General features: G+C 67.1%; 21 protein-coding genes. 6 read left to right on the top strand and 15 right to left on the bottom strand.

Translation table 11 applies throughout. The features are described 5' to 3' along the window. Window positions 1-47 precede the first annotated feature (47 nt). On the top strand, window positions 48-1,766 hold the full coding sequence (locus tag A6A40_RS03230) for a sensor histidine kinase (protein ID WP_063634085.1): 1,719 nt from the start codon (window positions 48-50) through the stop codon (window positions 1,764-1,766). A gap of 49 nt (window positions 1,767-1,815) precedes the next feature. Here A6A40_RS03230 and A6A40_RS03225 read toward each other — a convergent pair whose 3' ends face one another. After that, a complete protein-coding gene (locus A6A40_RS03225; protein WP_063634084.1) occupies window positions 1,816-3,099 on the bottom strand; it encodes a pentapeptide repeat-containing protein in 1,284 nt (427 codons plus the stop codon). 623 nt (window positions 3,100-3,722) lie between these two features. On the opposite strand from A6A40_RS03225, the gene mepK reads away from it, so the two are divergent. Next, window positions 3,723-4,328 carry a peptidoglycan L,D-endopeptidase MepK gene (gene mepK, locus A6A40_RS03220; protein WP_063636098.1) on the top strand — a complete coding sequence of 202 codons (606 nt, stop codon included), beginning with the start codon at window positions 3,723-3,725 and terminating at the stop codon, window positions 4,326-4,328. A gap of 107 nt (window positions 4,329-4,435) precedes the next feature. Here mepK and A6A40_RS03215 read toward each other — a convergent pair whose 3' ends face one another. The 5 genes from A6A40_RS03215 to A6A40_RS03195 all read right to left on the bottom strand — a co-directional run bounded on the left by A6A40_RS03215 (window position 4,436) and on the right by A6A40_RS03195 (window position 10,371). After that, window positions 4,436-6,889, bottom strand: a complete 2,454-nt coding sequence (locus A6A40_RS03215; protein WP_063634083.1) for a hypothetical protein — start codon at window positions 6,887-6,889, stop codon at window positions 4,436-4,438. Window positions 6,890-7,164: 275 nt separating this feature from the next. Continuing rightward, window positions 7,165-7,665 carry a DUF934 domain-containing protein gene (locus tag A6A40_RS03210; protein WP_063634082.1) on the bottom strand — a complete coding sequence of 167 codons (501 nt, stop codon included), beginning with the start codon at window positions 7,663-7,665 and terminating at the stop codon, window positions 7,165-7,167. Beyond that, window positions 7,652-9,343 carry a nitrite/sulfite reductase gene (locus A6A40_RS03205; RefSeq protein ID WP_063636096.1) on the bottom strand — a complete coding sequence of 564 codons (1,692 nt, stop codon included), beginning with the start codon at window positions 9,341-9,343 and terminating at the stop codon, window positions 7,652-7,654. Before A6A40_RS03205 ends, A6A40_RS03210 begins: the two co-directional genes overlap by 14 nt. Window positions 9,344-9,401: 58 nt before the next feature. Then, entirely contained in the window at window positions 9,402-9,689 is a 288-nt protein-coding gene (locus A6A40_RS03200; RefSeq protein WP_063636097.1) for a DUF2849 domain-containing protein, read from the bottom strand. A gap of 124 nt (window positions 9,690-9,813) precedes the next feature. Further along, complete coding sequence (locus A6A40_RS03195) at window positions 9,814-10,371, bottom strand: precorrin-2 dehydrogenase/sirohydrochlorin ferrochelatase family protein (protein WP_063634081.1); 558 nt, start codon at window positions 10,369-10,371, stop codon at window positions 9,814-9,816. A 263-nt stretch (window positions 10,372-10,634) separates the two neighbouring features. Between A6A40_RS03195 and A6A40_RS03190 the strand changes: the two genes are divergently transcribed. From A6A40_RS03190 to cysC, 3 genes are read left to right on the top strand one after another with little or no spacing between them, the layout of a single operon-like run. Continuing rightward, window positions 10,635-11,342: a phosphoadenylyl-sulfate reductase gene (locus A6A40_RS03190; RefSeq protein WP_063634080.1), complete on the top strand. Its 708-nt coding sequence runs from the start codon at window positions 10,635-10,637 to the stop codon at window positions 11,340-11,342. Continuing rightward, window positions 11,339-12,136, top strand: coding sequence for a sulfate adenylyltransferase subunit CysD (gene cysD, locus A6A40_RS03185; RefSeq protein ID WP_014247161.1), 798 nt, complete (start codon window positions 11,339-11,341; stop codon window positions 12,134-12,136). The genes A6A40_RS03190 and cysD overlap by 4 nt, the downstream gene beginning before the upstream one ends. Window position 12,137: 1 nt before the next feature. Beyond that, entirely contained in the window at window positions 12,138-14,006 is a 1,869-nt protein-coding gene (cysC, locus tag A6A40_RS03180; protein ID WP_063634079.1) for an adenylyl-sulfate kinase, read from the top strand. Between the two features lie 73 nt (window positions 14,007-14,079). Here the strand turns inward: cysC and A6A40_RS03175 are convergent, their stop codons facing one another. After that, complete coding sequence (locus tag A6A40_RS03175) at window positions 14,080-15,309, bottom strand: MFS transporter (RefSeq protein WP_063634078.1); 1,230 nt, start codon at window positions 15,307-15,309, stop codon at window positions 14,080-14,082. Window positions 15,310-15,663: 354 nt separating this feature from the next. Here A6A40_RS03175 and A6A40_RS03170 point away from each other — a divergent pair, with 354 nt between their 5' ends. Beyond that, window positions 15,664-16,743, top strand: coding sequence for an NAD(P)H-dependent flavin oxidoreductase (locus tag A6A40_RS03170; protein ID WP_063634077.1), 1,080 nt, complete (start codon window positions 15,664-15,666; stop codon window positions 16,741-16,743). Between the two features lie 58 nt (window positions 16,744-16,801). On the opposite strand, the gene A6A40_RS03165 is transcribed toward A6A40_RS03170, so the two are convergent. From A6A40_RS03165 to A6A40_RS03130, 8 genes are all read right to left on the bottom strand, one after another. Further along, complete coding sequence (locus A6A40_RS03165) at window positions 16,802-17,830, bottom strand: GGDEF domain-containing protein (protein ID WP_063634076.1); 1,029 nt, start codon at window positions 17,828-17,830, stop codon at window positions 16,802-16,804. A gap of 100 nt (window positions 17,831-17,930) precedes the next feature. Beyond that, a complete protein-coding gene (locus A6A40_RS03160) occupies window positions 17,931-18,455 on the bottom strand; it encodes a pentapeptide repeat-containing protein (RefSeq protein ID WP_063634075.1) in 525 nt (174 codons plus the stop codon). 31 nt (window positions 18,456-18,486) lie between these two features. Next, on the bottom strand, window positions 18,487-18,999 hold the full coding sequence (locus tag A6A40_RS03155; RefSeq protein WP_063634074.1) for a thioesterase family protein: 513 nt from the start codon (window positions 18,997-18,999) through the stop codon (window positions 18,487-18,489). Next, entirely contained in the window at window positions 18,996-19,352 is a 357-nt protein-coding gene (locus tag A6A40_RS03150) for a HEPN domain-containing protein (RefSeq protein ID WP_236783718.1), read from the bottom strand. The genes A6A40_RS03155 and A6A40_RS03150 overlap by 4 nt, the downstream gene beginning before the upstream one ends. A 37-nt stretch (window positions 19,353-19,389) precedes the next feature. Beyond that, the gene (locus A6A40_RS03145; RefSeq protein WP_063634072.1) at window positions 19,390-19,722 is read right to left on the bottom strand and encodes a nucleotidyltransferase domain-containing protein; all 333 of its coding nucleotides are present in this window, start codon (window positions 19,720-19,722) and stop codon (window positions 19,390-19,392) included. Window positions 19,723-19,789: 67 nt separating this feature from the next. Then, window positions 19,790-23,281 carry a methionine synthase gene (gene metH / locus A6A40_RS03140; protein WP_063634071.1) on the bottom strand — a complete coding sequence of 1,164 codons (3,492 nt, stop codon included), beginning with the start codon at window positions 23,279-23,281 and terminating at the stop codon, window positions 19,790-19,792. A 182-nt stretch (window positions 23,282-23,463) separates the two neighbouring features. Further along, window positions 23,464-24,369 carry a methylenetetrahydrofolate reductase [NAD(P)H] gene (metF, locus tag A6A40_RS03135; protein ID WP_063634070.1) on the bottom strand — a complete coding sequence of 302 codons (906 nt, stop codon included), beginning with the start codon at window positions 24,367-24,369 and terminating at the stop codon, window positions 23,464-23,466. Continuing rightward, window positions 24,366-25,352 (bottom strand): ArsR/SmtB family transcription factor, encoded by a 987-nt coding sequence (locus tag A6A40_RS03130; RefSeq protein WP_063634069.1) that lies wholly within the window; start codon window positions 25,350-25,352, stop codon window positions 24,366-24,368. The genes metF and A6A40_RS03130 overlap by 4 nt, the downstream gene beginning before the upstream one ends. Window positions 25,353-25,680 lie beyond the last annotated feature (328 nt).

Raw genomic sequence — 25,680 nt, 5'->3', positions numbered from 1 at the left:
CCGATCCCTGCCACCGCGGTGGCGCCTTAGCAGTGGAGCATCGACGGTTGCGCCTGCGGTTGCCCGGTTCCCTGCTCGCCATCGGCGTGGCGGTGACAACGCCCCTGCTGCTGTTCGGCGCGGTGCTGGTCTGGCAGCTCGACGCCCGCGAGCGCGGGAAGATGGAGGGCGAACTGCAGTCGGTGGCGGAATCGCTGTCGCTGGCAGTCGACCGCGAACTGGCGAGCCAGTTGAGCCCGCTGGAACTGCTGGCTGCCCTGGTGCAGTACCGCACCGGCAATCTGCGTGCGCTCTATGAGGAAACCACAGCCGCCGCCCACAGCCAGACCGGTTGGCTGGCGATGGGGTTGATCGACACCGAGACCGGACAGTTCGCCTTCCACACCCATTATCCGCTGGGCGTCCACCCGCTGCCGCCGCCCCGACTCGACGAGGTGACCCGCCAGGTGGTCGAGACCCGCCGCGCGGCGATCGGCGGCGTGTTGCCGCCCGGCGGGCCGCCCGGCCGCCCATCGCTGATCCTGCGCGCACCGATCCTGCAATTCGACCAGGCCAGCGCGAGCGACCAAGTGCGCTATGTCCTGTCGCTTGCCCTGGGGCTGGAAGGACTGGGTGGGGCGCTGCAGACCCGCAGCATCCCGCCGGAATGGACGGTCACGCTCATCGACCCGACGATGCTGATCGCCGCCCGGTCGCGCGACCCTGCCATCTTTCTGGGCCAGCGCGTCTATCCATCGCTGGAAGCCCGCATCCGGACCGGCAGCAACGGCATGTTCCCCGGCAGGACGAAGGATGGGCTGGAGGTCCATGCCGTTATCCACCGCTCCGCGGAAACCGGATGGTCGGTGGTGCTGGGCGTGCCGTCAGACCTCGTGATGCAAAGGTTGAACGCCCTGCGCATGGCGGTGATCGGCGGCGGTGCGGCAGCCTGCGCCGCGACGCTGGGGCTGGCCCTGCTGGTGTCCCGCGCCTATCGCCGCCGCCGCAGCGCCGAGGAGGAGGTGCGCCGCGCCCGCGAGGCGGTCCTGATCGAGCAGCGCCGCCGGCTGGAGTCCGAGAAGGAGCATGCCGAGGCCGCCAACCGGGCCAAAAGCGAGTTTCTGGCCAACATGAGCCATGAGCTGCGCACGCCGCTGAACGCCATCATCGGCTTCGCCGAGGCGCTGATGTCCGGCATCTTCGGCCCGGCCCCGCCCAAGCATGTCGAGTACATGACGGCGATCCACCAGTCCGGCCGGCATTTGCTGGACCTCGTCAACGAACTGCTGGACATGTCGAAGATCGAGGCCGGGCGGCTGGAGCTGTTCCCGGCCTGCGTGCCGCTGGGCGAACTGCTGGACGAATGCCTCGGGCTGGTGGAGGCGCTGGCCCAGCGCAAGGGCGTCGCCCTGTCCGGCGACGGCATCGACCGAACGCTGCAGGTGACGGCGGACGGTGTCCGCATGCGTCAGGCGGTGCTGAACGTCCTGTCCAACGCCATCAAGTTCACCCCCGCCGGAGGCGCGGTGCGGGTGGAGGCCACCGCCGGGCCGGACGGCAGGGGTGCGGTCATCGTCATCGCCGACACAGGTGTCGGCATGACCGCCGAAGAGGTGCTGATCGCGATGGAACCCTTCCGGCAAGTCCACAATTATCTGACCAAGGCGGAGGCGGGGACCGGGCTGGGCTTGCCGCTGGCCCGCCGTTTCGTCGAGGCCCATGGCGGCACGCTGACCCTGGACAGCGCCCCCGGCGTCGGAACCACGGTGACGATCAGGCTGCCTTGAACGGGATGCTGTCGTGAGGGCGGGCCGTCGCTTGCGACCGGAGGGGGGCCTACCCGCGCCGGGGCGGGCGGCCCGGAAGCATCGCACGCTGCAGCTTGGCGCCCGCGAGGTCGGCGCCGTCCAGGTCGGCGCTGTCGAGATTGGCATCTGACAGGTTGGCCTGGACCAGGCAGGTGCCGACCAGCAGGGCGCCGCGCATGTCGGCCCCCATCAGGTTGGCGGCCCAGGAGCGGCCGGTCGGGCGCCCCGACGGGTCCTTGATGGCCGCTGGCCCCAGCCGCACCCGCGTCAGGTCGGCGTTGGTCAGTACGGCATAGCTGAGGTTGGCGCCGGACAGGTCGGCACCCATCAGGTTGGCGCCCTCCAGATTGGCGCCGGACAGGTCGGTCATCATCAGCCGGGCGCCGGTCAGCGCCGCCGCCGACAGATTCGCCCCGCGCAGGGAGGCGGCGCTGAGATTGACGTTGCGCAGATCGGCGCGGCTGAGGTCCGCGCCGTCCAGGTCGGCACGCTGGCCGCGCTGACCGACGCTGTCGATCCAGCGTTCATGGTCGAAAATGGCGCGCTGGATCTCCGACCCCATGCTGTCGATCGGCCGGGTCAGCTGCGCCGTGGCGATCCGGGTGGAGGACAGGTCGCAGTCGGCCATGCGTGTGCCGACCATATCGGCCTTGTCGAAGCGGGTGCCGTCGAGCGACGCCCCCGACAGGTTGGCACCGTTCAGACGCGCGCCGCTCAGGTCCGCGCCGTTCAGAACGGCCCCGGACAGGTCTGCATTCTGCAAAACCGCTCCGGTCAGATCGGCATCGGACAGGTTGGCGCCACGCAACGTCGCACCGGTCAGATCGGTTGGTATTCCACCCTCAGCCGTCGTGCCGTTCTGCAGGCGGGCGAGCGCCGCCTTGTGGAGTTGGCGTGCGCTCTCGGCGTCCTGGCCGTTGGGCGCATCGGGCCCGGACCCGCGCCTTGCGCTGCCACCCGGCTCCAGCGTGCCGGCGCGCAGATCCGCGCCCTTCAGATTGGCATTGGAGAAGTCGGCCGCGCGCAGGCGGGCACCGCGCAGATCGGTCTGCATCAGGTTGGCCCGGCTGATGTCGGCATCGCGCAGATCGACGCCGAACAGATCGGCACCGGCCAGATTGGTGCCGTTCAGCCGGCCGCGGGCCAGCCTTGCGCCGATCAGACGGGCGCCGCGCAGGTCGCGCTGCGACAGGTCCGCCCCCTCCAGGTCGGCCATGGCCAGGTTGGCGCGGGCGCCGCCCGGCTGGCCCTTGATCCAGCGGGCATGCCGGTCCAAAACCTCGGCCAGTTGATCGGGCCGAAAGAAGGACACGGTGCAAGCAGTGGGGGCGGTTGCGGTGGGCACGGGCAGTTTGACGCCGCGAAAATGGTTACATTGCGACAATCATGCGATTCATTCCTTACCGAAGACTGAATGAATCTCCTTTTGCGCTCACTCTTTCGGAGGATGCGGTTCGGGAGCATGCCGCTATGGCGTACGGGTGGGAGACGCATCGCCGGTCACGGGTCCGGGATGGAAAACAGGGACTTGGCCTGAGCTGTGGCCGGGCCTGTCATACCGGTTCGACAGGCCCACTCCGCCGCTCGGCTCCCGAGTCGCGCAGGTTACGGTTCTGTAATCGAACCGGCTGCGAACGAGTCGCGAACAGGCCCAACCCGCCGCTCCGTCCGGGCCACGCACAGTACGGCGCGATCCCTGGATCTGGCCGGAAAACGGCATCGGTTAAGCATTGGTTTCTTGACAGCAAAGGCCACAGACATCCTAAAAGTGTCCCACCTTTCGGACCAACGCACCGCAGCATGCCCTGACCTTGGCCGGGGTTTGGCTTTGGCCGTAACCGGGATGACGGACTCCGGAGCATGGAGACGGCGCACCGGAGCGGAAAAACGGGATATGAAGGAAGAATGATGAAGGATGCGGACGCCCGGTCGACCATGACCGCACGCCCGAGCGCTGGCGAGAGCCGCGCCACCGAACGCCATCATCTCGATCGCCGCTCTCTTCTGCGCGCCGGCCTGGGTCTGGCGGCGATTGCCTCCGCAGGGGGAACCTTGTTCGCGAGCGAGGAGGCAGAGGCCGCAGCGCTCCGCGCCCCGCCGCGGGTGCTGTCCCTGGTGAACCTGCACACCGGCGAGAAGGTCAGCGCCGAATACTGGGCGAAGGGCCGCTACGTGCGCGATGCCGTGCGGGCGATCAACCACCTGCTGCGCGACCACCGCAACAACTCGGTCCATCCCATCGACCCGAAGCTGCTGGATCTGGTCCACAATCTGAGCCGCAAGATCGGCCGCAAGGGCCCGATCGAGATCGTGTCCGGCTACCGCTCGCCCGAGACCAACGCGCTGCTGCGCGAGGCCGACCACAGCGGCGTCGCACAGAACAGCTACCACATGCGCGGCATGGCCATCGACCTGCGCGTGCCGAAGATGTCGACCCGCCAACTGCAGCGCGCGGCACTGAGCCTGCGGGCCGGCGGCGTTGGCTATTACCCGGACAGCAACTTCGTCCATGTCGACGTCGGGCCGCTGCGCCACTGGTAAGCGCGGCGCGACCGGCGATGCCGGAACCGGCATGGCTTCAAAGTCAGGGTTGCGGTTCGATGCGGCGCCGGGGGGAGGGAAGCCCCTCCCCCGACAGGCCCCCGTCGTCAGATATCGAGCGTGTCGCCGTCGTCGCGGTCGATGTAGCGGTAAGCGGTCGTCGTCTTGCCCCAGGTCAGCGATCCCGCCTTTTCCGGCTTCTTCGTGCCGACCCCGGCCCATTCGGCGGCGGCCATGTAGCCGTAGGCCGTCAGCCTTTCCATGATCCGCGCCACGTCGCCGGCATCGGTCAGACGGGGAAGGTCGCCGTGGGCCAGCTTCAGTTCCTCCAGCACGTCGGCCGGCGTCCGGTAGACCGGGGCGTCCTTCTGGAATAGCGGTTTGACATGTTCCGCCTTGACCGGACATTTGTCGATGGATCGGGCCAGCAGAAGACAGATGTTGTCGGCGATGACGTCCGTCGGCAGCGAGGCGGTGCCCCGCATGACATCGAAGATGACCTGCTCCCGGCCCGTCAGGTCGGGGAAGGTCTTCAGCAGGCGCCTGGTCAGGATGTAGGGCGACGGCCTGTCGTCCATGCAGCATTCCAGCACCCGGCGCTGCTCCTCCAGCAGGATCTGGTCGCGGCGGACCAGATCGGGAAGGGTGAAGCGGCGGACCTTCTTCTCAACCGTTCCCTTGAACCAGGTTAAGGGATTCTGGCCCATGAGTATCCTGCTCCATCCGCCGATGAACTCCTTCACCTTGTCCCAGGCGGGATCGCTCAGCCGGAGATAGCGGCCGATGACGGCATCAATGAAGCCGCGATAGGTCTCCGGCGTGACGGTCGGCCAGTCGCGCGGAATCACCTCGATGCGGGCGGTGCCGCAGAGCGGGATGATCGGGTAACGGACCTCCTCCCCGGCTTCATCGGTCTTCATCACGCGGCTGATCGGCTCGCCCGTTGCATCGATGTGCGGATTGGTGTCGGGCAGCCCGAACCAGGATTGCAGGAACCGCTGGCAGTTGCGGCGGCCCAGCTCGTAATCGTGGCGCCGGAACTCGATGTCGAGAAAGCCGCCGAAGCCGCCCCAAAGGCCGCAGGCGATGGCCGCCGGCTGGGGTTGCGTGCCGACGAAGCGCGACGGGGAGATGCGCCACAGGTCGGCACCGGTGTTGTCCAGTGCGCGCAGCAGCACGTCGGGACGGAAGCGGCTCTGTTCGACGAACATGCCGATCATCTTCGACAGAACCTTGGTCAGCCGGGTGTTGGCGGTTCCATCCGGGTTGAGTCCGTCGATGGTCGGGGCTTCGGGGAAGGGACTGATCATCACGACGATGCGGTTGGCCTCCGCCACATCGCTGGGCGACCGTTCCGGCGGGTTCTCCATCAGGGCGTAACGCGCCAGGTCGAAGGGATCGTTGTTGATCGCACCGCCGTCGACCGCGGCGAAGCGGTAGTCCAGCGGCGGCTGCGCCACGGTCCCGCTGCCGGACGCACCGGCGTCGCGCCATGGCCAGTCAGGCTTGATGTCCTTGAACCGGCTGGGCAGGATGTTCAGCGGCCAGGCGCGCTGGTCATAATGGGTCAACGGGGTGATCAGGTCGATGGCCGACAGCCCCGCCGGGAAAGCCCCGGAGGCAAGCGTGTTCTTGATCAGCCGCTTGCTGTTCGCCTGCGTGTAATCCGCCGGCTTCTCCGCGTCGCTGCTCTCGAACCACAGCCAGTCCTTGTTCCGTGCCGCAGCACCGCTGAAGTTCGACTCGACGCTGTAGCTGTAGGCCGCGTCCGACTGCGCCCACGGACTGACGAAGGCCGCGCTTCCCAGGCCCTTCAGGACGAAGTGGGCATGGTCGAGATGGTTCATCATGCCATAGGCCGCCCCGCCCATGCCGCCGCGCACCTCGATCTTGTAGGGGATGCCGCGGGTGTTGGTCTGGGTCAGCAGCACATGCAGGTTTTCGGCGATGTAGGGGCGCGGCGGCAGACGGTCGGGGGCGTTCGCCGCCACCTCCAGATCGGTCAGCGCCTTGCGGCCGATGTTCATCAACGGCTGGGCGTTGAGGAGCGAATACACCCCGTCCATCCTGGTGCCGGCGGGTAGATCCGAGTTGTCCAGCAGACCCAGGATCGGCGGTGTCCCGCCCTTCGCCGCTGCTCCCACGGTTTCGCCGGTGCCGGCCTTCACGAAGGCCGGACCGTCCACCCAGGCCCGATAGAGTTCGGGCAGGACGTGCCAGGGGATCTTGCCGGCCGATCCGGCCTCGTCACGCGCGGCGTAGCTGGGGTCGTTCTGCCGGCCGGCCTTCGGGGGCCGCGCGCCCATGCCGGCGCAGAGCGAGCCGATGGAGCTGGTGATGGCCCCGGCAGACGCGCCGGTCATGGTGGCGATGACGACCTTGTGATGGGGCACCGTCCGGGTGCCATTGGCGATGTCCCGCTGCTTCGCCGCCTCCCACTCCTCCAGCGCCTCCACCAGGAAGTCGAGCACGCCGGCGGAATAGGCACCTGCGGAGATCGCCCCGGACATGGCGAGGCCGAGATAGACGGTCTTGTCCGGAGTCTGCGTGTCGGCACCCATGGAAATGTCCCCCGTGACATTGATGCGGCGGACGGCACACCGCCGCGCAGGTTGATTCGGGGAACAAATCTCCTATTGATTGCATTCTTATTCAATAGAATGCGTGTTTCGATCTCATAAGCGGGATTTTCCCGTTGAAATGGTCCGCTCCGGTGCTCGGGCCATGGCGCTGCAACATGCTTCTTCCGGAAAGGAGAAGGGCGCCGAACCCGTCCGGATCCAGCGCCCTTTCGCATCGACATGACTTACCGGCGGGCCAAGCCCGAGGACGTGCCCTACCCCACCTTCAGCTTGCGGCGCAGCAGCGACAAAGGCGCTGTGTCGTCCAGGCTCGGCTGGAAGGCGATGGTGATCTCCTTCAGCGCGTTGTCCCAGCTGTCCGGGTTGGTGCCTTCCGGCGCCTCGACCGAGCTGAAGCCGGTGCGCATCAGGAACAGATACTGGTCAGGGATGACATGGCCCACCGCGCGGATCTCGCCGGTATAGCCGTAACGCTCCCGCAGTTCGCGCGCGGTGGAAAAGCCGCGGCCGTCACGGAACTTCGGGAACTCCACCGCGACCAGGGAAAAGCGGTCGAGATCGGCGGCGATGGCGCCCGCCAGCGTGCCGCTCTTCAGCCGCACGCCGAGCCGGGCGTTGCGGCCGTCGAAGCTGTCTCGCTCCGCCTGCCAGCGTTCGAAGCTGATGATGACCGGGCGGTCGTTGGGAACCGGCTCGCCGTCGGGGATGAAGCTCCAGGCGTCCTCGCCGATGCGCCCATTCTCAATCAGCGGCATAGATTCTCTCCTTGAACGGGGCATGGCCGACGCGGCGGAGCGTGTCGATAAAGCGCTCGCCTTCGTCCGACCGGTTGGCGAGATAGACGTCGACGATGGCCTCGATGGCGTCCACCGCTTCGGTCTCGGTCACCGCCGGGCCGAGGATGTCGCCGATGGCCGTGGTCAGCGTCGGATCGCCGCCCACCGTGATCTGGTAATACTCGGTGCCCTTCTTGTCGACGCCCAGGATGCCGATAGCGCCGACATGGTGATGGCCGCAGGCGTTGATGCAGCCGCTGATCTTGATGCCGAGTTCACCGATGGTGCGCTGGCGGACCGGGTCGGCGAAGCGGGCCGAGATCGCCTGAGCCAGCGGAATCGAGCGGGCATTGGCCAGGGCGCAGTAATCCAGCCCCGGGCAGGCGATGATGTCGCCGATCAGCCCGGCATTGGCGCTGCCCAGCTCCGCCGCGTCCAGCTGCTTCCACAAATCGTAGAGGTCGTCCTTCTTCACATGGGCAAGGACGAGGTTCTGGACATGGGTGACGCGCAGCTCGCCGAAGCTGTAGCGCTCGGCCAGATCGGCGACGAGGTCCATCTGGTCGCAGGTGGCGTCGCCGGGGATACCGCCAGCCGGCTTCAGCGAGACGGTGGCGATGGCATAGCCCGGCGCCTTGTGCTCCGCGACATTCACCGCCACCCAGTTGGCGAAGGCCGGATCGGCGGCCTTGGCGCGCTCCAGCGCGTCGGAATGGTCGGGCAGCTCCTCGAGGGGCGGCGGAGCGAAATGCTGGCGGATCGCCTCCACCACCTCCGGGTCCAGGCGGTATTTGGGGCCGCGCAGCCGCGCGAACTCCTCCTCGACCTCCTGGGTGAACTTCTCCAGCCCCAACTCGTGCACCAGGATCTTGATGCGCGCCTTGTAGATGTTGTCGCGGCGTCCGTACTGGTTGTAGACGCGCAGGATCGCTTCGAGGTAGGCGACGAAATCCTCCTGCGCCACCCACTCGCGCACCAGCTTGCCGACGAAGGGCGAACGGCCGAGACCGCCGCCGACATAGAAGGAGAAGCCCGGCTCGCCCTTCTCGTTGCGGCGGGCCAGCAGGCCGACGTCGTGGATGCGCACCGCGGCGCGGTCGCTCTCGGCGCCGGAGATGGCGATCTTGAACTTGCGCGGCAGATAGGTGAACTCGGGGTGCATCGTCGTCCACTGCCGCAGGATTTCGGCATAGACGCGCCCATCCACGACTTCATCCCTGGCGGCGCCGACGAACGGGTCGGTGGTGACGTTGCGCACGCAGTTGCCGCTGGTCTGCAGCGCGTGCATGTCGACCTCGGCCAGCTCATGCAGGATCGCCGGGGTGTCCTCCAGCTTGATCCAGTTGTATTGCAGGTTCTGGCGGGTGGTGAAATGGCCGTAACCGCGGTCGTACTTGCGGCCGATGGCCGACAGCTTGCGCAGCTGGGTGGCCGACATCACGCCATAGGGCACGGCGATGCGCAGCATGTAGGCGTGCAACTGGAGGTAAAGGCCGTTCATCAGCCGGATCGGCTTGAACTCCTCCTCCGTCAGCTCGCCGGACAGGCGGCGCTCGACCTGTTTGCGGAACTGCTCGACGCGCTCGGCGACGAACTGCCGGTCGATCTCGTCGTAATGATAGATGCCGGCACGGGCGCCGGGCGCGATGTGGTTCATGTCGATCAACCCTAAAGGGCCGCCGGAACGGCCAGCGATCAGATAATCAGCCGGGAAGTCAGGCGGCCTGCTTGCCGAGATCGAGACGCACGGTCGGGCCGGCGGTGCGGATGCGTTCGCGCATCGTCGCCGGGACCGGAACGCCGTCCTGCTCCACCACCTCGAAGGCGTAGATGTCGACGCCGAACTGCTCGCGCTCCGCCTTCTCCTTGGCGGCGGCCAGCACTCCGTCGGCCTCGGCGCGCGGGAACAGCGCGGCCGCGGCGAAGGACTCGACCCACACGCCATCCTTGCCCAGGAACACGACTTCCCCGTCGCGCAGGCGGTTGGCGGTGATGGCTTTCATCGACCCTTCCTTCGATCGATCCTTGGCCGACATCTGGCTCTCCTGGCTGGTCGTTCTCAAACGCATTTGGTGTCTTACCGGAACCGGCGTCGGTCCGGCAGTGAATTCGGTGGGAGGAGGACCGTTACGGCAGCCATCGTTCCCGGTCGATCAAGGCACGGGTCTCCTGGGCGACCTCGGACATCGACGCCCCTTCCGCCCGGCGGCGGTTGCGCAAGGCGGCAATGGTTCGCAGCCGCTCCGCCCAGTCCTCCGGGAACAGGGTCTCCAGCCGCTGGCGCAGCAGACTGGCGAGGGTCGGGCTGCGGCCGCCGGTGGAGATCGTCATCACCAGATCGCCACGCCGCACCACGGAGGGTGAGTGGAAATCGCACAAGGGAATGACATCCTCGACATTGACCAGCACACGGCGGGACCGCGCCAGTTCGGCCAGCGCGGTCTCTGTCTCCGGCCCCAGCCCCATGACGTACAACACGCCAACCTTGTCGAGATCGGCGGCCTCCGGCAGGGCCCGCACCAGACGGTCGGCGGCGAGTGCGGCCAATTCCCCATCCGGTTCGGGTGAAAAGACCCGCGGGTCCGCCCCGCCCTCGCGCAACTGCGTCAGACGGCGCACCGCGAGCGGGCCGGCGCCGGCCAGCGCGATCATCACCCGCGACGGGTCGAGCGCAAGCGGAATCATGCGCGCCTCACCGAAACGGGCGAAATCGGGCGGGCTACGGCGGCGCCTATGACGGGGATCCTGTGCATGCCGGTATTTAGCCCAGCCGCAGGATGACAATCAACATATTTCACACAACGTTTTGCAACACAGCACAATCCTATTAAACAAGTAGAGAATGTATTTACGTTGCGCGGGTTTTCCGCCGGTGTTAATGTGCAAACAAGAACATTAAGTCTACTTTCTTAGTAGATAATTAGAGCCACCGCGAAAGGCAGCTGACGATGGACACCGCGACACGGGTGAAACATCTGACCGACAGCTACGGCACGCTGGAAGGCGCGTCCCTGCTGGCCGCCATGCATGACGTGTTCGGCGGGCGGATCGCGTTGCTGTCGTCCTTCGGCGCCGAATCCGCGGTGCTGCTGGCGCTGGCCGCCGAAGCGAGGCCGGATTTCCCGGTCCTGTTTGTGAATACCGGAAAGCTGTTCGGCGAGACGCTGCGCTACCGCGACCAGCTGGTGAAGCGGCTGGGCCTGACCGATGTGCGGGAGATCGGGCCGACCGCCGACGACCTCGCTGCCGGCGACAAGGACGGCATGCTGTTCAACCGCGACTATGACGCCTGCTGCCATCTGCGCAAGACGGTTCCGCTGGACCGCGCGCTGGCCACCGCCGGGCTGGAGGCCTGGGTGACGGGGCGCAAGCGTTTCCAATCGGCGACCCGCGCAGCCCTGCCCCTGTTCGAGGCGGAGGGCAACCGCGTGAAGGTCAACCCGCTGGCCAACTGGGACAAGGACCGGCTGGAGGAGGAATTCACCCGGCGCGATCTGCCGCGCCACCCGCTGGAAGCCGACGGGTTCCTGTCGATCGGCTGTTACACCTGCACCGAGCGCGTGACGCCCGGTGCCGACCCGCGTTCCGGCCGCTGGGCCGGCAGCGCCAAGACCGAATGCGGCATACACACCACCATGATTGGAACCGCCCGATGAGCGCCGATCTCGACCAGCTCGAAAACCAGAGCATCTATATTCTGCGCGAGGCCTACAACCGCATCGACAAGCTGGCGATGCTCTGGTCGATCGGCAAGGACAGCAACGCGCTGCTCTGGCTCTGCCGCAAGGCGTTCTTCGGCCGCATCCCCTTCCCGGTCGTGCAGCTCGACACCGCCATGGAACTGCCGGAGGTCTACGAGTTCCGCGACCGCATCACCAAGGAATGGGACCTCGACCTCAAGGTGGAGCAGTGCCCGCCCGAGGAGGAGATGGACCAGACCCTCCCCCCCCTGACCCGCGCCGCCGCGCGCAAGACGGAAGGTCTGAAGAACCTGCTGCGCGACCATGCCTATCAGGGCGTGATGGTCGGCATCCGCCGCGACGAGCAGGCGACCCGTGCCAAGGAGCGCGTGTTCTCGCCGCGCTCGCTGGAAGGCGACTGGGACGTCAAGGACCAGCCGGCGGAGTTCTGGGACCATTACAAGACGCGCTTCCCGGAAGGCGTCCATGTCCGCATCCACCCGCTGCTGGCCTGGACCGAGCTGGACATCTGGCGCTATTCGCAGCGCGAGGGGATTCCCATCGTCCCGCTGTATTTCGCCCGTGACGGCAAGCGTTACCGCTCGCTGGGCGAGAAGAACATCACCTTCCCGGTCGACAGCACCGCGTCCACCATCGACGAGATCATCGCCGAGCTTCAGGTGACCCGCATTCCGGAGCGCGCCGGCCGCGCGATGGACAATGAATCCGAAGACAGCTTCGAGCGCCTGCGCAGCGTGGGGTACATGTAAGATGCCGCATTCTCAACTCCGCATCGTCATCGTCGGCCATGTCGACCATGGCAAGTCCACGCTGATCGGCCGCCTGCTGAACGACACCGGCAGCCTGCCGGACGGCAAGGTCGAACAGGTCCGCGAGATGAGCCGCAAGCGCGGCATGCCGTTCGAATGGGCCTTCGTCATGGACGCGCTCCAGGCCGAGCGTGACCAGGGCATCACCATCGACACCACCCAGATCCACTTCAAGACCAAGCAGCGCCCCTACGTCATCATCGACGCGCCGGGCCACACCGAGTTCCTGAAGAACATGGTGACCGGCGCTTCCCAGGCCGATGCCGCGCTGCTGGTGATCGACGCCGACGAGGGCGCGCTGGAACAGTCGCGCCGCCACGCCTTCCTGCTGCACCTGCTGGGCGTGCGTCAGGTTGCGGTGGTCGTCAACAAGATGGACAAGGTCGAGTTCTCCAGCCGCCGCTATGAAGCCGTGGCACAGGAGATCAAGGACTATCTGGCCGAGCTGGGCCTGCAGCCCAAGGCGGTGATCCCGGTCTCCGCCCGCAACGGCGACAACATCGTCAGCCGCAGCGAACAGTCCGACTGGTATCTCGGCCCCACGGTGATCGAGCAGCTGGACGCCTTCCGTCCGCAGCAGACCTCGCCCGACCAGCCGCTGCGCCTGCCCCTGCAGGACGTCTACAAGCCGGACGACCGCCGCATCCTGGCCGGCCGCATCGAAAGCGGGCGCCTGCGCGTCGGCGACACCCTGCACTTCTCGCCCACCGGCGCCAGCGCCAAGGTGATCAGCATCGAGGCGTGGAACCATCCGGAGACGGTGCTGTCGGCCCAGGCCGGGCAGAGCATCGGCATCACGCTGGACAAGCGCATCTTCGCCGAGCGCGGCCACATCGCCCACCACCAGTCCGACGCCCCGACGCTGGCCCACCGGCTGAGCGTGCGGCTGTTCTGGCTGGTGTCTGATCCGCTGGTGGTCGGCAAGACCTACACGCTGAAGATCGCCACTGCCGAACACCGGGTGACGGTGGAACAGGTGACCGCGGTCATCGACGTGGAGGACCTGTCCAGCACCCCCGGCAAGGCGGTCCGCCGCAACGAGGTGGCGGAGGTCGTGCTGCGCTCCCGCTCGCCCATTGCGCTCGATCTGGCGTCGGATCTGCCGCGCACCGGCCGCGGCGCGCTGATCGACGGCCACGACGTGGTCGGCGGCTGCCTGGTGGTGGAGATCGAGGACGCCGCGGCGGCCAACATCACCGAGGTTTCGCACACCGTCTCGCAGGAGGAACGCGCCCAGTCCAACGGCCACAAGGGCGGCATCGTCTGGCTGACCGGCCTGTCGGGCGCCGGCAAGTCGACGCTGGCGATGGCGCTGGAACGCGCGCTGTTCGACCGCGGCTGGCAGACCTTCGTGCTGGACGGCGACAATGTCCGCAACGGCCTGAACGCCGGGTTGGGCTTCTCCGCCGACGACCGGGCGGAGAACATCCGCCGGGTGGCCGAGACGGCGAAGCTGTTCGCCGACGCCGGCATGGTGGTGATCGCATCGCTGATCTCGCCGCTGAAGGCCGACCGGGCGCGGGCACGGGTGATCGGCGGCGAGCGCTTCCACGAGGTGCATGTCGCCGCCAACCTCGCGACCTGCGAGGAGCGCGACCCGAAGGGCCTCTACAAGAAGGCGCGGGCCGGCGAAATCGCCGAGTTCACCGGCATCTCGGCTCCCTACGAGGCGCCGGACCAGCCCGAACTGGTGATCGACACCGACGCGCTCAGCCGCAGCGAGGCGCTGGCCCAGCTGCTCGACTATGTCGACGAGACCTTGGGCAAGAACAGCCTGAAGTCGGAGAAGGAACTGACCTATGTGATTTGATGGGCGTGATCTGAGGGTCGGTTTCATCGGGTGAGACGACGGGCGCGGGGGAAAGACCGCGCCCATCTTGCATTCAGGCGGCCTGTCCGTCCCTTCGATGCATCGCCGTGACGATCAGGGCTGCGGTCGCCAGCGCCAGGGGCAGGAACGAGATCCATAGGACGCTGTCCCATCCGTGGCTGGTCAGCAATCCGCCGGAGGCAAAAGAGCCGAAGGCCATGGTGCCGAAGACGATGAAGTCGTTCAGCGACTGCACCCGCGTCTTCTCCTCCGGCCGGTGGCACTCCATCACCAGCGCCGAAGCGCCGAGGAAACCGAAATTCCAGCCCACCCCCAGCAGGATCAGGCCCACCCAGAAATGAGCCACATCCAACCCCATCAGCCCCACGACGGATGAGGCGGCGATCAGCGCCAGCCCGGCGGCCACCAGGCGGGAAGCCCCGAAGCGCGTGATCAGCCGTCCCGTGAAGAAGCTGGGGCCATACATGGCGATGACATGCCATTGCAGGCCGAGGTTGGCCGATTCCTGAGACAGGCCGCACAGCCGCATCGCCAGCGGGGCCGCCGTCATGACGAAGTTCATCAGCAGGTAGGACACCACGCCGCAGATCACCGCGGTGATGAAGCGCGGCTGGCGCAGGATGAGGGAAACCGGCCGGCCGCCGGCGACATCCGCAGCCGTCGGCTTCGGCAGACGGACGCCAAGCAGAACGAGAGCCGACAGAGCGGCCACGGCAGCCTGGGCAAGATAGGTCGCCGCGAACAGGTAGGGCGGCCACAGGTTCATCGTGTGGGTGACCAATTGCGGTCCGAAGACGCCGGCCACGACGCCGCCGGCCATGACGGCGGACATGGCCCGCGGTCGCCGTTCGGGCGAGGTGCAGTCGGCGGCGGCGAAGCGGAAAGAAAGCACCACCGCGGCATAGGCGCCGCCGAAGACCATCGCCGCGCAGAACAGCCAGAAGCTGCCCAGCAGTATCGCAAGCCAGGACAACAGGCCGACGAGGACGCCGCATCCGGTGCCCGCGAGAAAGGCGGTTCGCCGGCCATACAGGCGGGCGATGGTTCCGGCCGGCAAGGTGCAGACCGCCATCCCGACCACGAAAATGGAGATCGGCAGCGTCGCCAGCGCGGGACTGGGCGCCAGAGTGTTGCCGACGATGGCGCCGGTCGCATAGACAACCACCGCATTCGCCCCGGCAAGCGCCTGCGCGGCGACCAGCCGCGTGACATTTCCCAACTCCCGCCGTCGGGAAGCCACAAGGGCGGGATCGGCGGCGGAGATGGCTTCGGTCTGCGGCATGGCGGTCCTCGGACGACGCGCCGGTATCGCCGGCGGAAACGGGTGGTCAGGAGTAATGGCCGCAAGTCATGAACGGAAGCGGCATGTTCGCATGAAGGGATGAGCGGAAATCCAGGATGACAGGCCGGCAGTGCCCGCGAGGGGGACTTTCACCCGCCGACCCGCGGGGTGCGGGAGCGGGTCCAATCGCATTGCAGACGTCCTGGCGCCGGAACGGGAGATGCACATCGAAAGGTCACGGCCCCTCGCCTGCCGCCTTCACCTGAAGTGAACACATCCTTCAGAACAAGTCATTGGTCATGAAAGCAGTGCGGACGTAGCATCGCCGCCGTTGTCGAAGCGACGGAGGCGGACATGCCCTCTCACACGGAATCCCTTGAGCAGCTTGGACTGCGCTCGCCGGTGATCCAGGCGCCGATGGCGGGGGGCGGCGATACGGCGGCACTGGTCGCTGCGGTCAACGAGGCCGGCGGCCTGGGCTTCGTCGGGGCGGCCTACCTGACCGACGCGCAGATCGCCGAGCGGGCGCTGGATATCCGCAGCCGCACCACCCTGCCCTTCGGCATCAACCTGTTCGCGCCGACGCCGGCTCCCGGTGCCGCGCCGATGATGGCCGACGCGCTGGCCCGCGTCGCACCATTCCACGCCGAGCTTGGGCTGGCGGAACCGAAGGAGCCCACCTATTCCGGCGACGGGTTCGACCGGCAGTTCGCGGCGCTGCTCGACAGCGGAGCAGCCTATTACAGCGTCACCTTCGGGCTGCCGCCCGCCGACAGCGTGGCCGCAGCCAAGGCACGCGGCCTGCGGGTGCTGGGCACCGCGACCACGGTGGCGGAGGCGGTGGCACTGGAACGGGCCGGCGTCGATGCGGTGATCGCCCAGGGCAGCGAGGCCGGCGGGCATCGCGGCAGCTTCATCGGCGATCCGGCTGCAAATCTGGTCGGCACGATGGCGCTGGTGCCGCAGGTGGCCGATGCGGTCGGCATTCCGGTGATCGCCTCAGGCGGGATCATGGACGGGCGGGGCATCGCCGCGGCGCTGGCGCTGGGGGCCACCGCGGTGCAGATGGGGACGGTCTTCCTGACCAGCGACGAGGCCGGCATCCCGGAGGCGCACAAGGCCGCCATCCTCACGGCACGCGAGGTTCAGACCCGGCTGACCCGCGCCTTTTCCGGCCGGCCGGCGCGGGGCATCGTCAACCGCTTCATGGACGCGGTGGAGAACCCGGCGGAGCCCGACGCGGTGCTGCCTTTCCCCCTGCAGAACGCGCTGACCCGGCCGCTGCGCACCGCCGCCGGCAAGGCCGGGCGGGCGGAGTTCCTGTCGCTATGGGCAGGCCAGGGGCTGCGGCTTGCGCAACGCCGGAGGGCGGGGGAGCTGGTGGCGGAGCTGCTGCACGGGACCGAGGCGGTGCGGCGTCGGCTGGGCGGCTGAGTCCGGGGGGAACGCAGGGGCAGGCGGTCGGTTCAGGCGGTTGGTTCAGGCGGTTGGTTCAGGCGGTTTCTGCCATCACCCGGTTGCGTCCGCCGCGCTTGGCGGCATAGAGCGCCTGATCGGCGCGCCGGACCAGCGCCATCGCCGGCTCACCGGCGCGGAACTCGGCGACGCCGACCGACAGGGCGACGGTGCCGTAATTGGCGTTGCGCGCCTTGTTCACGATCTGCCGGGCGCCGACGAAGCTGCGCACCTGCTCCGCCAGCTTGGTGGCGTTCGCCAGGCTGGTGCGCGGCAGGATGATCGCGAACTCCTCCCCGCCATAGCGGACGGCGGTGTCACGGCCCTTGATGCATTCGGTCAGCATGCGGGCGACCAGCTTCAGCACATGATCGCCGACCAGATGGCCGTGGGTGTCGTTGAAGGCCTTGAAGTGATCGATGTCGACCATCAGCAGAGACAGCGGCTGCTCGTCGCGCACCGATGCGTCCATCGCCTCCTGCAGAATCAGGTCGAAGGCCTTGCGGTTGCCGATGCCGGTCAGCCCGTCGGTCAGCGCCTCGCGCCGCGCGCTGTCCAGGCTGACCCGCATTTCCGCCAGTTGCTGGCTCGATTCCTGAAGCTGGGACTGAAGGGCGGACTGACGGTCGGCAATCTCCTTGGTCTCCGCCGCGATGGCGGCGACCATCGCACGCAGCTCAAGCAGGCTGAGCGGCTGGTCCAGCTCGTCCCGGAAGCCGGTCAGGGCGTTGCCGTAGCGCTCCGTCTCCGACCCGACATTGCCCAGCTGCTCCAGGATGCGGCCCAGCGCATAGCGCGCCTTGTCGGAGGTTTCGCGGATGGCCTGCGCTTCGGCATCGAGTGTGAAAAATCGCTTGTACAGCTCGTCGCACAGAGTCTGCGAGGCGGTCAGACCGTCGCGGAGCGCCAGATCGATGGTGCGGGTCAGGTCCGGGTTGCGGCCGCTGAAATAGACGTACCAGAGCGTGAAGTTTTCCGGGGTGGGCGGCAGGCGGTCGGACTGCATCCGTTCCATGGCCTTTGCGGCCAGGCCGCTGGAACGCTCGAAATCCTCCGTGATCGCCACGACCGTCGTCCGTCAAAAATCATTCGGTTTCGAACGGTACGCGGCCCAAGCCCTTACGGCAAGAAGGTTCTAGGCGATGCGGCGAGTTGGGCCAATCGCTTTAGTTGCATTGACCGATCGAGCTTTCCGCACAGATGTGTGTGCCGTCGGTCCAACGGGCGCCCGACAGGTCGGCATTGCTGAGGTCGGTGCCGGACAGCCTGGCTCCGGTCAGATCGGCCCGCACCAGCGCCGCCCCGACCATCTTGGCATTGCGCAGGTCGGCGTTGCGGAAACTGGCACCGGTCAGGTTGGCCCTGGTGAAATCAGCCTCGATCAGCCGAGCCCCGTCGAAGTTCGCCCCCGGAGCCGTGCCGCTGACGAACCTGGCGCGATAGGCGTCGGCATCGGTCAGCCTGGCCTGCCCCAGATTGGCCCGCTGAAAGGTCGCATCGCGCAGCATCGCGCCGCTGAGATCGACCCCGGTCAGCGTCTGCCCCTCCATGGAACAGCGCCGCCAATTGACTTTCGGCTGCGCCGCCTCGGTGCAGGCGGCCAGTGCCGGCCCGGCGGAAAGGAAGGTGACGACCACAGCCGTGGCGAGAAGTGGGGCGGAGCGGAGCCGATCGACGAATGCAGTCTTCATTCTTCGATAGATGGGGAGATCGCCCGTGAACTCAACCTCGGCTCATTGACGGTCTGACAGGGTTCAGCCGCGCAACCGCCCGTCCCGCCTGAAGCGGCCAGGGGCCGTCCGCATGGGCTGCCGCCTGTTCGGCGAGAGCCGCCGCGACCTCCGGTGGAAAGGGAGAGGTCTTGCGGGTGGCGAGATCGACGTGAAGCAGCATGAACTCCGCAGTGGCCGCGAGCCACCCGTCCTCTGCATGCCGCATCTCGTGGAACAGGTGCAGCCGCTTGGCGTCGGCGCCGAGCAGCAACGAGTCGAACCGCAGCGGCGCCCCCTCCGTCACCTCACGGGCATAGGTCAGGTGTGCGTCGACCACGAAGACCGACCGGTTCTCCGCCGCCACATACGCCTTGCCGATCCCGAACCGGTCCAGCACGGCGTCCGTCGCATGGTCGAAGGCCAGCAGGTAATAGGCGACGTTCATGTGCCCGTTGTAGTCGATCCACTCCGGACGGACGGTCTCGCGGTGGAGGGTCAGGGGGGTGGGAGTATCGGCTGTCATGGCATTCCAAGGAAGCGGACGATGTCGGTTCGCAGCGTCTCGATCTCCGCGAGCCAGCCGGCGACCTCGGAAACCGGCAAGTCCGGTAGAGGGTCGTCGAAGATGCCGGCTCCCGGATAACGCGGCGCTCTGATGAATGTGGTGAGATGAGCCAGAGCGGCGATGCGCAGGGCCATCGGATGCCCGGTTGGAAGCCGGACGACCAGACTGTCGATGTCGTGGGACTTCGGCGGCATCGTGCCAGCCGCCACAAGCAGGGTCTTGGCGAGCTTCTCGACCGCCTGCTGGCAGTGATAGGCCGCCATATGGGGCTCCGGATCGGGACCATAGAGGTTGTTGCGGATCGCCTTCACGTCGCGCTCCACAACAACCAGCCATGCACAGACTTCCCTACGCTCCATAAACCCTGAGCCCCCGGCGCTTGACCTCGTAGCTCAAGGTGCCCACGACGTCCTTGGACGCTTCGTAATTGGCGCGCGTACAAGGAATGATGTCGGCGGGAATGCCGGTGCCGATCTTGGACGCATAGGCATGGCGGATCGACCGCCTCTCCTTCGGCGCATCGTCCGGGACAATCACCAGCAGGTCGTAATCGCTGTCCTCGTCGAAGTCGCCGCGCGCCCGGCTGCCGAACAGGTAGACGGCTTCCGGCTCCAGGGCCGGGACGATCCGGTCCAGCAGGATTTGCAGCTTCTCGTCGTTCCGCGTGTCGACCACAGCCATCGGAGTCCTCCGCCGCCCATCCTAACACGGAACGGGCGGCGGAGGATCATCGCTCGAACAGTGGACATCAGACCGAGAAGTATTTGGCCCGCGGGTGGTGCAGGACGATGGCGGAGGTGCTCTGCTCCGGATGGAGCTGGTCCTCGTCCGACATCTCGATGCCGATGCGGCCGGCGTCCAGCAGCTTCAGCAGCTGTTCCTGGTCCTTCAGGTTCGGGCAGGCCGGATAGCCGAAGCTGTAGCGGCTGCCGCGGTAGGACTGCTGCAACAGCTTCTCCTTGTCGCGGCTGTCCTCGGACCCATAGCCCAGCTCCGCACGGATGCGGGCATGGACATATTCCGCCATCGCCTCGGTCATCTCAACCGACAGGCCGTGCAGGTAGAGATAATCCTGGTAACGGTTCTCCGCGAACCACTCCCGCGCCACTTCGGCGCAATGCTGGCCCATGGTGACGACCTGGAGGCCGAGCACGTCACGCTCGGGATCGGTCACGTCGCGCAGGAAGTCGGCGATGCACTCGCCATCCTCCTTGGCCTGACGCGGCAGCGAGAAGCGGGCGGCCTCGGTGGTGCCGTCCTCTTCGAACAGGATGACGTCGTTGCCGTCGGCCGCCGCCTTCCAATAGCCATAGACGGCGGTCGGGCGCAGGATTTCCTCCTTCGCCGCGATCTGGAGGATGCGGTCGAGCACCGGCCGCAGCTCCTTCTTCGCCCACTCCTTGAACTCCTCGAAGGATTTGCCGTCCTTCCGGTAGCCCCATTGCAGCTGATAGAGCATCCGCTCGTTCAGGTAGGTGACCAGCGTCTTCAGCGGCACAAGGTCGATCAGCTTCGGCCCCCAGAAGGGCGGGGTCGGCACCGGAACGCCCTCGGCCAGCCGGTGGCGGCGGGCGCGCACGGCGTCCTTGTCGACCGGGCCGATGGCGGCGCTGGTCGCCTGCCCCAGCACGCGGCGGCGGTTGGTCGCCTTGCCGGCGCGCTTGGCCTGCTGGATGGCGAGCTGCTGGTCGAAGCTGCCCTCCACCACCTTGTCCATCAGGGTCAGCCCGTCGAAGGCGTCGCCGGCATAGGCGACGCGGCCGGAGCCGTAGGACGCCACGCAGTCACCCTCGACATAGGCGCGGGTCAGCGCGGCGCCGCCGAGCAGCACCGGCACCTCCAACCCCTCGCGGGTCATCTCCTCCAGGTTCTCGCGCATCACCACGGTGGATTTCACCAGCAGGCCGGACATGCCGACGGCGTCGGCCTTGTGCTCCTTCGCGGCCTGGATGATGGCGGTCACCGGCTGCTTGATGCCGAGATTGACGACCTTGTAGCCGTTGTTGGTCAGGATGATGTCGACAAGGTTCTTGCCGATGTCGTGGACGTCACCCTTCACGGTGGCGAGAACGAGCGTGCCCTTCTGCTGGCCCTCCACCTTCTCCATGTGCGGCTCCAGCCACGCCACGGCGGCCTTCATCGTCTCCGCCGACTGCAGCACGAAGGGAAGCTGCATCTTGCCGGCGCCGAACAGCTCGCCCACCACCTTCATGCCGTCGAGCAGATAGGTGTTGATGATCTCCAACGGCGGATGGGTCTTCATCGCCTCGGCCAGATCGTCCTCCAGCCCGGTGCGGTCGCCGTCGACGATGCGCTCCTTCAGCCGGTCCTCGACATTTTCCGCCCGCGCCTTCTTCTTGGCGTCGGCAGCCTTGCGGCCTTCGAACAGGGCGATGAAGGCCTGGAGCGGGTCGTACCCTTCCGCGCGGCGGTCGAAGATCAGATCCTCGGCGGTCTTGACCTCCTTTTCGGGGATCTGGTGCAGCGGCAGGATCTTGGAGACATGGACGATGGCGCCCGTCATCCCCTTCTTCACCGCATGGTCGAGGAAGACCGAGTTCAGCACATGGCGCGCCGCGGCGTTCAGACCGAAGGAGACGTTGGACAGGCCCAGGATGATCTGGCAGCCGGGCATCTCGCGGGCGATGGCCTCGATGCCTTCCAGCGTCCAGATGGCGAGCTTGCGGTCGTCCTCGTTGCCGGTGGCGATGGTGAAGGTCAGCGGGTCGAACAGCAGGTCGGACGGGGCGAGGCCGTATTCGTTGACCGCCAGATCGTAGAGCCGCTTGGCGATCTCCAGCTTGCGGTCGGGCGTCTTCGCCATGCCCTCTTCGTCGATGGTCAGGGCGATGACGGCGGCGCCGAACTTCTTGGCCAATTCCAGACGCTTGCGCGCCGGCTCCTCGCCGTCCTCGAAGTTGATGGAGTTGAGGATCGCCTTGCCGCCATAGAGCGCCAGCGCCTGTTCCAGCACCTTGTACTCGGTCGAATCGATCACCAGCGGGGCGGTGACGGAGCCGGCGAAGCGGGAGATCACCGCATTCATCTCCGCCACCTCGTCACGGCCGACGAAGGCGGTGCAGACGTCCAGCGAGTGGCTGCCTTCCTTCACCTGCTCGCGCGCCATCTCGACGCAGCCGTCCCAATCGTTCTTCTCCTGCAGCTCGCGCCACTTCTTGGAGCCGTTGGCGTTGCAGCGCTCGCCGATGGCGAAGAAGGCGTTCTCCTGACGCAGCGTGACCTGGGAGTAGAGCGAGGCCACCGCCGGCACCCAATGGACGGTGCGTCCCTTCGGCGCCGGGCGGTGCGAGCCGGCCGGGGCCAGCTTGCGCAGCATCTGGTTGGCCGCCGCGATGTGGGGCACGTTGGTGCCGCAGCAGCCGCCGACGAGATTCACCCCGTCCTCCGACACGAAACGCTCCAGCCAATGGGCGAAGTCGTTCGCCAGCAACGGATAGTGCGTCTTGCCGTCCACCAGTTCCGGCAGGCCCGCATTTGGCTGCACCGAGATCATGCCCGGCCAGTTCTGCGACAGCCAGCGCACATGCTCGCTCATCTCCAGCGGACCGGTGGCGCAGTTCAGGCCCATCAGCGGCACGTCCAGCGCCTGGATGACGGTGGCGGCGGCGGCGATGTCGGTGCCGACCAGCAGCGTGCCGGTGGTCTCCACCGTCACCTGGACGAAGACGGGGGTGTCGGACTTCGCCTCGGCCCGCGCGCGCTTGATGCCGTTGACGGCGGCCTTGATCTGCAAGGGATCCTGGCAGGTTTCCACCAGGATGGCGTCGGCCCCGCCGGCGATCAGGCCGGCGGCCTGGACATAGAAGCTATCCTCCGCCGGCTGATAGGCGATGTGGCCCAGGCTGGGCAGCTTGGTGCCCGGCCCGATGGAGCCGATGACGAAGCGCGGCTGGCCGTCCCTGAAGCCTTCCGCCGCCTCGCGCGCCAGCTCGACCGCGCGCTGGTTGATCTCGAAGGCCTTCTCGGAGATGCCGAACTCGCCCAGCGTCACCGGCGAGGCGCCGAATGTGTCGGTCTCCACCATGTCGGCGCCGGCTTCGAAGTAGCCGCGATGGATGTCGCGGACGATGTCGGGGCGCGACAGGGGGAGGATATCGGTGCAGTTCTCGTGCCCCCAGTAATCCTTCTCGACGTCGAGGTCGAGCGCCTGGATGCGGCTGCCGAACCCGCCGTCGCAAAGCAGAACACGGTCACGCAGGGTGTCGAGGATGTGGGCCATGGGAATGCGTCTTGTCCGTTATTTGGCGGGTTCGGGGCAGAAAAGGCAGGGTCAGGTCAGGCCGTGGCGGCTGGTGGGCCACCAGTCCTCATCGAGACGCTGTTCCAGCGAATCAGGGCAGCTGGATGGGATGTTTCCGCAGATGTGCGACGATTCTAACATGAAACCGCACCGGATGCGCCCTACCCCGCCACCGCCGCCGCGGCGGGCGCGGCCTTCGCCTTCACCCCCAGCATGCGGCAGATGGCGATGGTCAGGTCCGAGCGGTTCAGCGTGTAGAAGTGGAAGTCGTGCACCCCCCGCGCCTGCAGCTCCTGGCACTGCTCCGCCGCCACCGTCGCGGCGACGAGCTGGCGGGTCTCCGGATCGTCGTCCAGCCCCTCGAAGGTCTCGGCCAGCTTCGCCGGCATCGACGCGCCGCACCTGCCGGCGAACTCCACCGCACGGGCGAAGTTGGTGATCGGCAGGATGCCGGGCACGATCGGCACATGGATGCCGGCTGCGGCACAGCGGTCGAGGAAGCGGTAATAGACGTCGTTGTCGAAGAAGAACTGGGTGATGGCGCGGGTGGCGCCGGCATCGATCTTGCGCTTCAGGTTGTCCAGGTCGAACTGGGCGCTCGGCGCTTCCGGATGGGCTTCCGGATAGGCCGCGACCGAGATCTCGAAGTCGGCGATGCGCTTCATCCCCGCCACCAGATCGGCGGCATAGGCATAGCCGCCGGGGAACGGCTCGTACTTGCCGCCCACGCCGCCGGCGGTCTCGGGCGGGTCGCCGCGGAGCGCCACCAGATGGCGGATGCCGGCATCCCAATAGGTGCGGGCGATGGCATCGATCTCGTCGCGGGTGGCGCCGACACAGGTGAAGTGTGCAGCGGCCGGGATGCCGGTCTCCGCCTGGATGCGGCAGACGGTGGCGTGGGTGCGCTCGCGGGTCGATCCGCCGGCACCGTAGGTCACCGACACGAAGTCGGGCGACAGCGGAGCCAGCCGCCGGATCGACTGCCACAGGCTCTGCTCCATCTTCTCCGACTTGGGAGGGAAGAACTCGAAGCTGATGGAGGGCAGCGCAGAGGTGGGCGCGGTCATGACGGAACTCCGCTGAGCGAGTGGGCGGGCTTCGGGGATTGGGTTTGAATGCCGGCCGCGACGCGGGTGGCCGGCCAGATGGATACGGTGAGCGGATCGCCCGGCAGATGCACCACCGGACCGCAATCCAGGCCGGACTGGCGGCACCAGCCGGCAACCTCGGCGTCGGCAAAGCCCAGGCGGCGGTGCGCATGCTCCTCGCGCAGGGCTTCCAGATGATGGGGAGCGAAATCGACGACCAGCAGCAGACCGCCGGGGCGCAGCACCCGCGCCGCTTCGGCCAGGACGCCGGCCGGCGATTCGGTATAATGAAGCACCTGGTGGATCACCGCGACGTCGAAGGAGCCGGAGGGGAACGGCAGCTGGTACATGTCGGCCTGACGGACATGGCAGTGGCGCAAGCCCGCCTCCTCCAGCCGGTTGCGGGCGACGGCCAGCATTTCGCGCGACTGGTCTACCCCGATCGCGCGATGGACGCGCCCGGCAAGCACCTCCAGCATCCGTCCGGTGCCGGTGCCGATATCCAGCAGTTCCTCCACCCCGTCTTCCGGAACCAGGCGCAGCAGAGCGGCCTCGACCTCGCCTTCCGCAACGTGAAGGGAGCGGATCTCGTGCCAACGTGCAGCGTTCTCACGGAAATAGGCGGCTGCGGTCTCCGACCGCGAGCGCTTGATCGCCTCCAGCCGTTCCAGATCGAGCGTCAGGGTCGGATCCTCGTCGGGGATGGCGTCGACCAGCACACGCGCCAGCTCGGCAGATTTCCCCTTCTCCGCAAGGCGGTAGAAGGCGAAGGTCCCTTCGCGGAAGCGGTCGAGCAGCCCGGCGTCGCACAGAAGCTTAAGGTGGCGCGAGACGCGCGGCTGGCTCTGGCCCAGGATCTGGGTCAGTTCGGTCACCGTCAGCTCGCCATGCGCGCAGAGCGCCAGCAACCTCAACCGTGTGGTCTCGGCAGCCGCCTTCAGCGTTGCCAGCAGATCATCCATCGCCTCACGTCCGATTCGGGCCAGAGAGGGGTGCGGCCGGCCGGCGCACCATGCCCGGACGACCCGAATACAGATATAAAGATATCTTTATGCGTCGTAAACCGCTTTTCGCTGGCCGTCTCGCCGCGACGGACAAGGAGTGCAAGGCGCCCCCTTTCCACCCGCCCGGCCCAAGGTCGAATGCGATGGCGCGCAAGCTCTCGGACGGCACTGCGGCAAAGCCGTCACAATCGCCAAGCCGTGGGGCAACCCGACACCGCCCATGCTGGTCAAACCGCAAAGCCTGTGTTAGGTCATGAAACGGTGGAAATTCTGCGATATCTCGCCC

The organism is Azospirillum humicireducens, from assembly GCF_001639105.2.
GTDB classification, from domain to species: domain Bacteria; phylum Pseudomonadota; class Alphaproteobacteria; order Azospirillales; family Azospirillaceae; genus Azospirillum; species Azospirillum humicireducens.
The sequence above is the reverse complement of the archived record's forward strand: the minus strand, read 5'-3'. Positions and strand labels throughout refer to the sequence as shown.

What these genes read in the sequence shown, in the direction of transcription:
- mepK (WP_063636098.1), top strand. Translation starts at nt 3,723, where the DNA reads ATGACCGCACGCCCGAGCGCTGGCGAGAGCCGCGCCACCGAACGCCAT.
- A6A40_RS03215 (WP_063634083.1), bottom strand. Translation starts at nt 6,889, where the DNA reads ATGGGTGCCGACACGCAGACTCCGGACAAGACCGTCTATCTCGGCCTC.
- A6A40_RS03210 (WP_063634082.1), bottom strand. Translation starts at nt 7,665, where the DNA reads ATGCCGCTGATTGAGAATGGGCGCATCGGCGAGGACGCCTGGAGCTTC.
- A6A40_RS03205 (WP_063636096.1), bottom strand. Translation starts at nt 9,343, where the DNA reads ATGAACCACATCGCGCCCGGCGCCCGTGCCGGCATCTATCATTACGAC.
- A6A40_RS03200 (WP_063636097.1), bottom strand. Translation starts at nt 9,689, where the DNA reads ATGAAAGCCATCACCGCCAACCGCCTGCGCGACGGGGAAGTCGTGTTC.
- A6A40_RS03195 (WP_063634081.1), bottom strand. Translation starts at nt 10,371, where the DNA reads ATGATTCCGCTTGCGCTCGACCCGTCGCGGGTGATGATCGCGCTGGCC.
- A6A40_RS03190 (WP_063634080.1), top strand. Translation starts at nt 10,635, where the DNA reads ATGGACACCGCGACACGGGTGAAACATCTGACCGACAGCTACGGCACG.
- cysD (WP_014247161.1), top strand. Translation starts at nt 11,339, where the DNA reads ATGAGCGCCGATCTCGACCAGCTCGAAAACCAGAGCATCTATATTCTG.
- cysC (WP_063634079.1), top strand. Translation starts at nt 12,138, where the DNA reads ATGCCGCATTCTCAACTCCGCATCGTCATCGTCGGCCATGTCGACCAT.
- A6A40_RS03175 (WP_063634078.1), bottom strand. Translation starts at nt 15,309, where the DNA reads ATGCCGCAGACCGAAGCCATCTCCGCCGCCGATCCCGCCCTTGTGGCT.
- A6A40_RS03170 (WP_063634077.1), top strand. Translation starts at nt 15,664, where the DNA reads ATGCCCTCTCACACGGAATCCCTTGAGCAGCTTGGACTGCGCTCGCCG.
- A6A40_RS03160 (WP_063634075.1), bottom strand. Translation starts at nt 18,455, where the DNA reads ATGAAGACTGCATTCGTCGATCGGCTCCGCTCCGCCCCACTTCTCGCC.
- A6A40_RS03155 (WP_063634074.1), bottom strand. Translation starts at nt 18,999, where the DNA reads ATGACAGCCGATACTCCCACCCCCCTGACCCTCCACCGCGAGACCGTC.
- A6A40_RS03145 (WP_063634072.1), bottom strand. Translation starts at nt 19,722, where the DNA reads ATGGCTGTGGTCGACACGCGGAACGACGAGAAGCTGCAAATCCTGCTG.
- metH (WP_063634071.1), bottom strand. Translation starts at nt 23,281, where the DNA reads ATGGCCCACATCCTCGACACCCTGCGTGACCGTGTTCTGCTTTGCGAC.
- metF (WP_063634070.1), bottom strand. Translation starts at nt 24,369, where the DNA reads ATGACCGCGCCCACCTCTGCGCTGCCCTCCATCAGCTTCGAGTTCTTC.
- A6A40_RS03130 (WP_063634069.1), bottom strand. Translation starts at nt 25,352, where the DNA reads ATGGATGATCTGCTGGCAACGCTGAAGGCGGCTGCCGAGACCACACGG.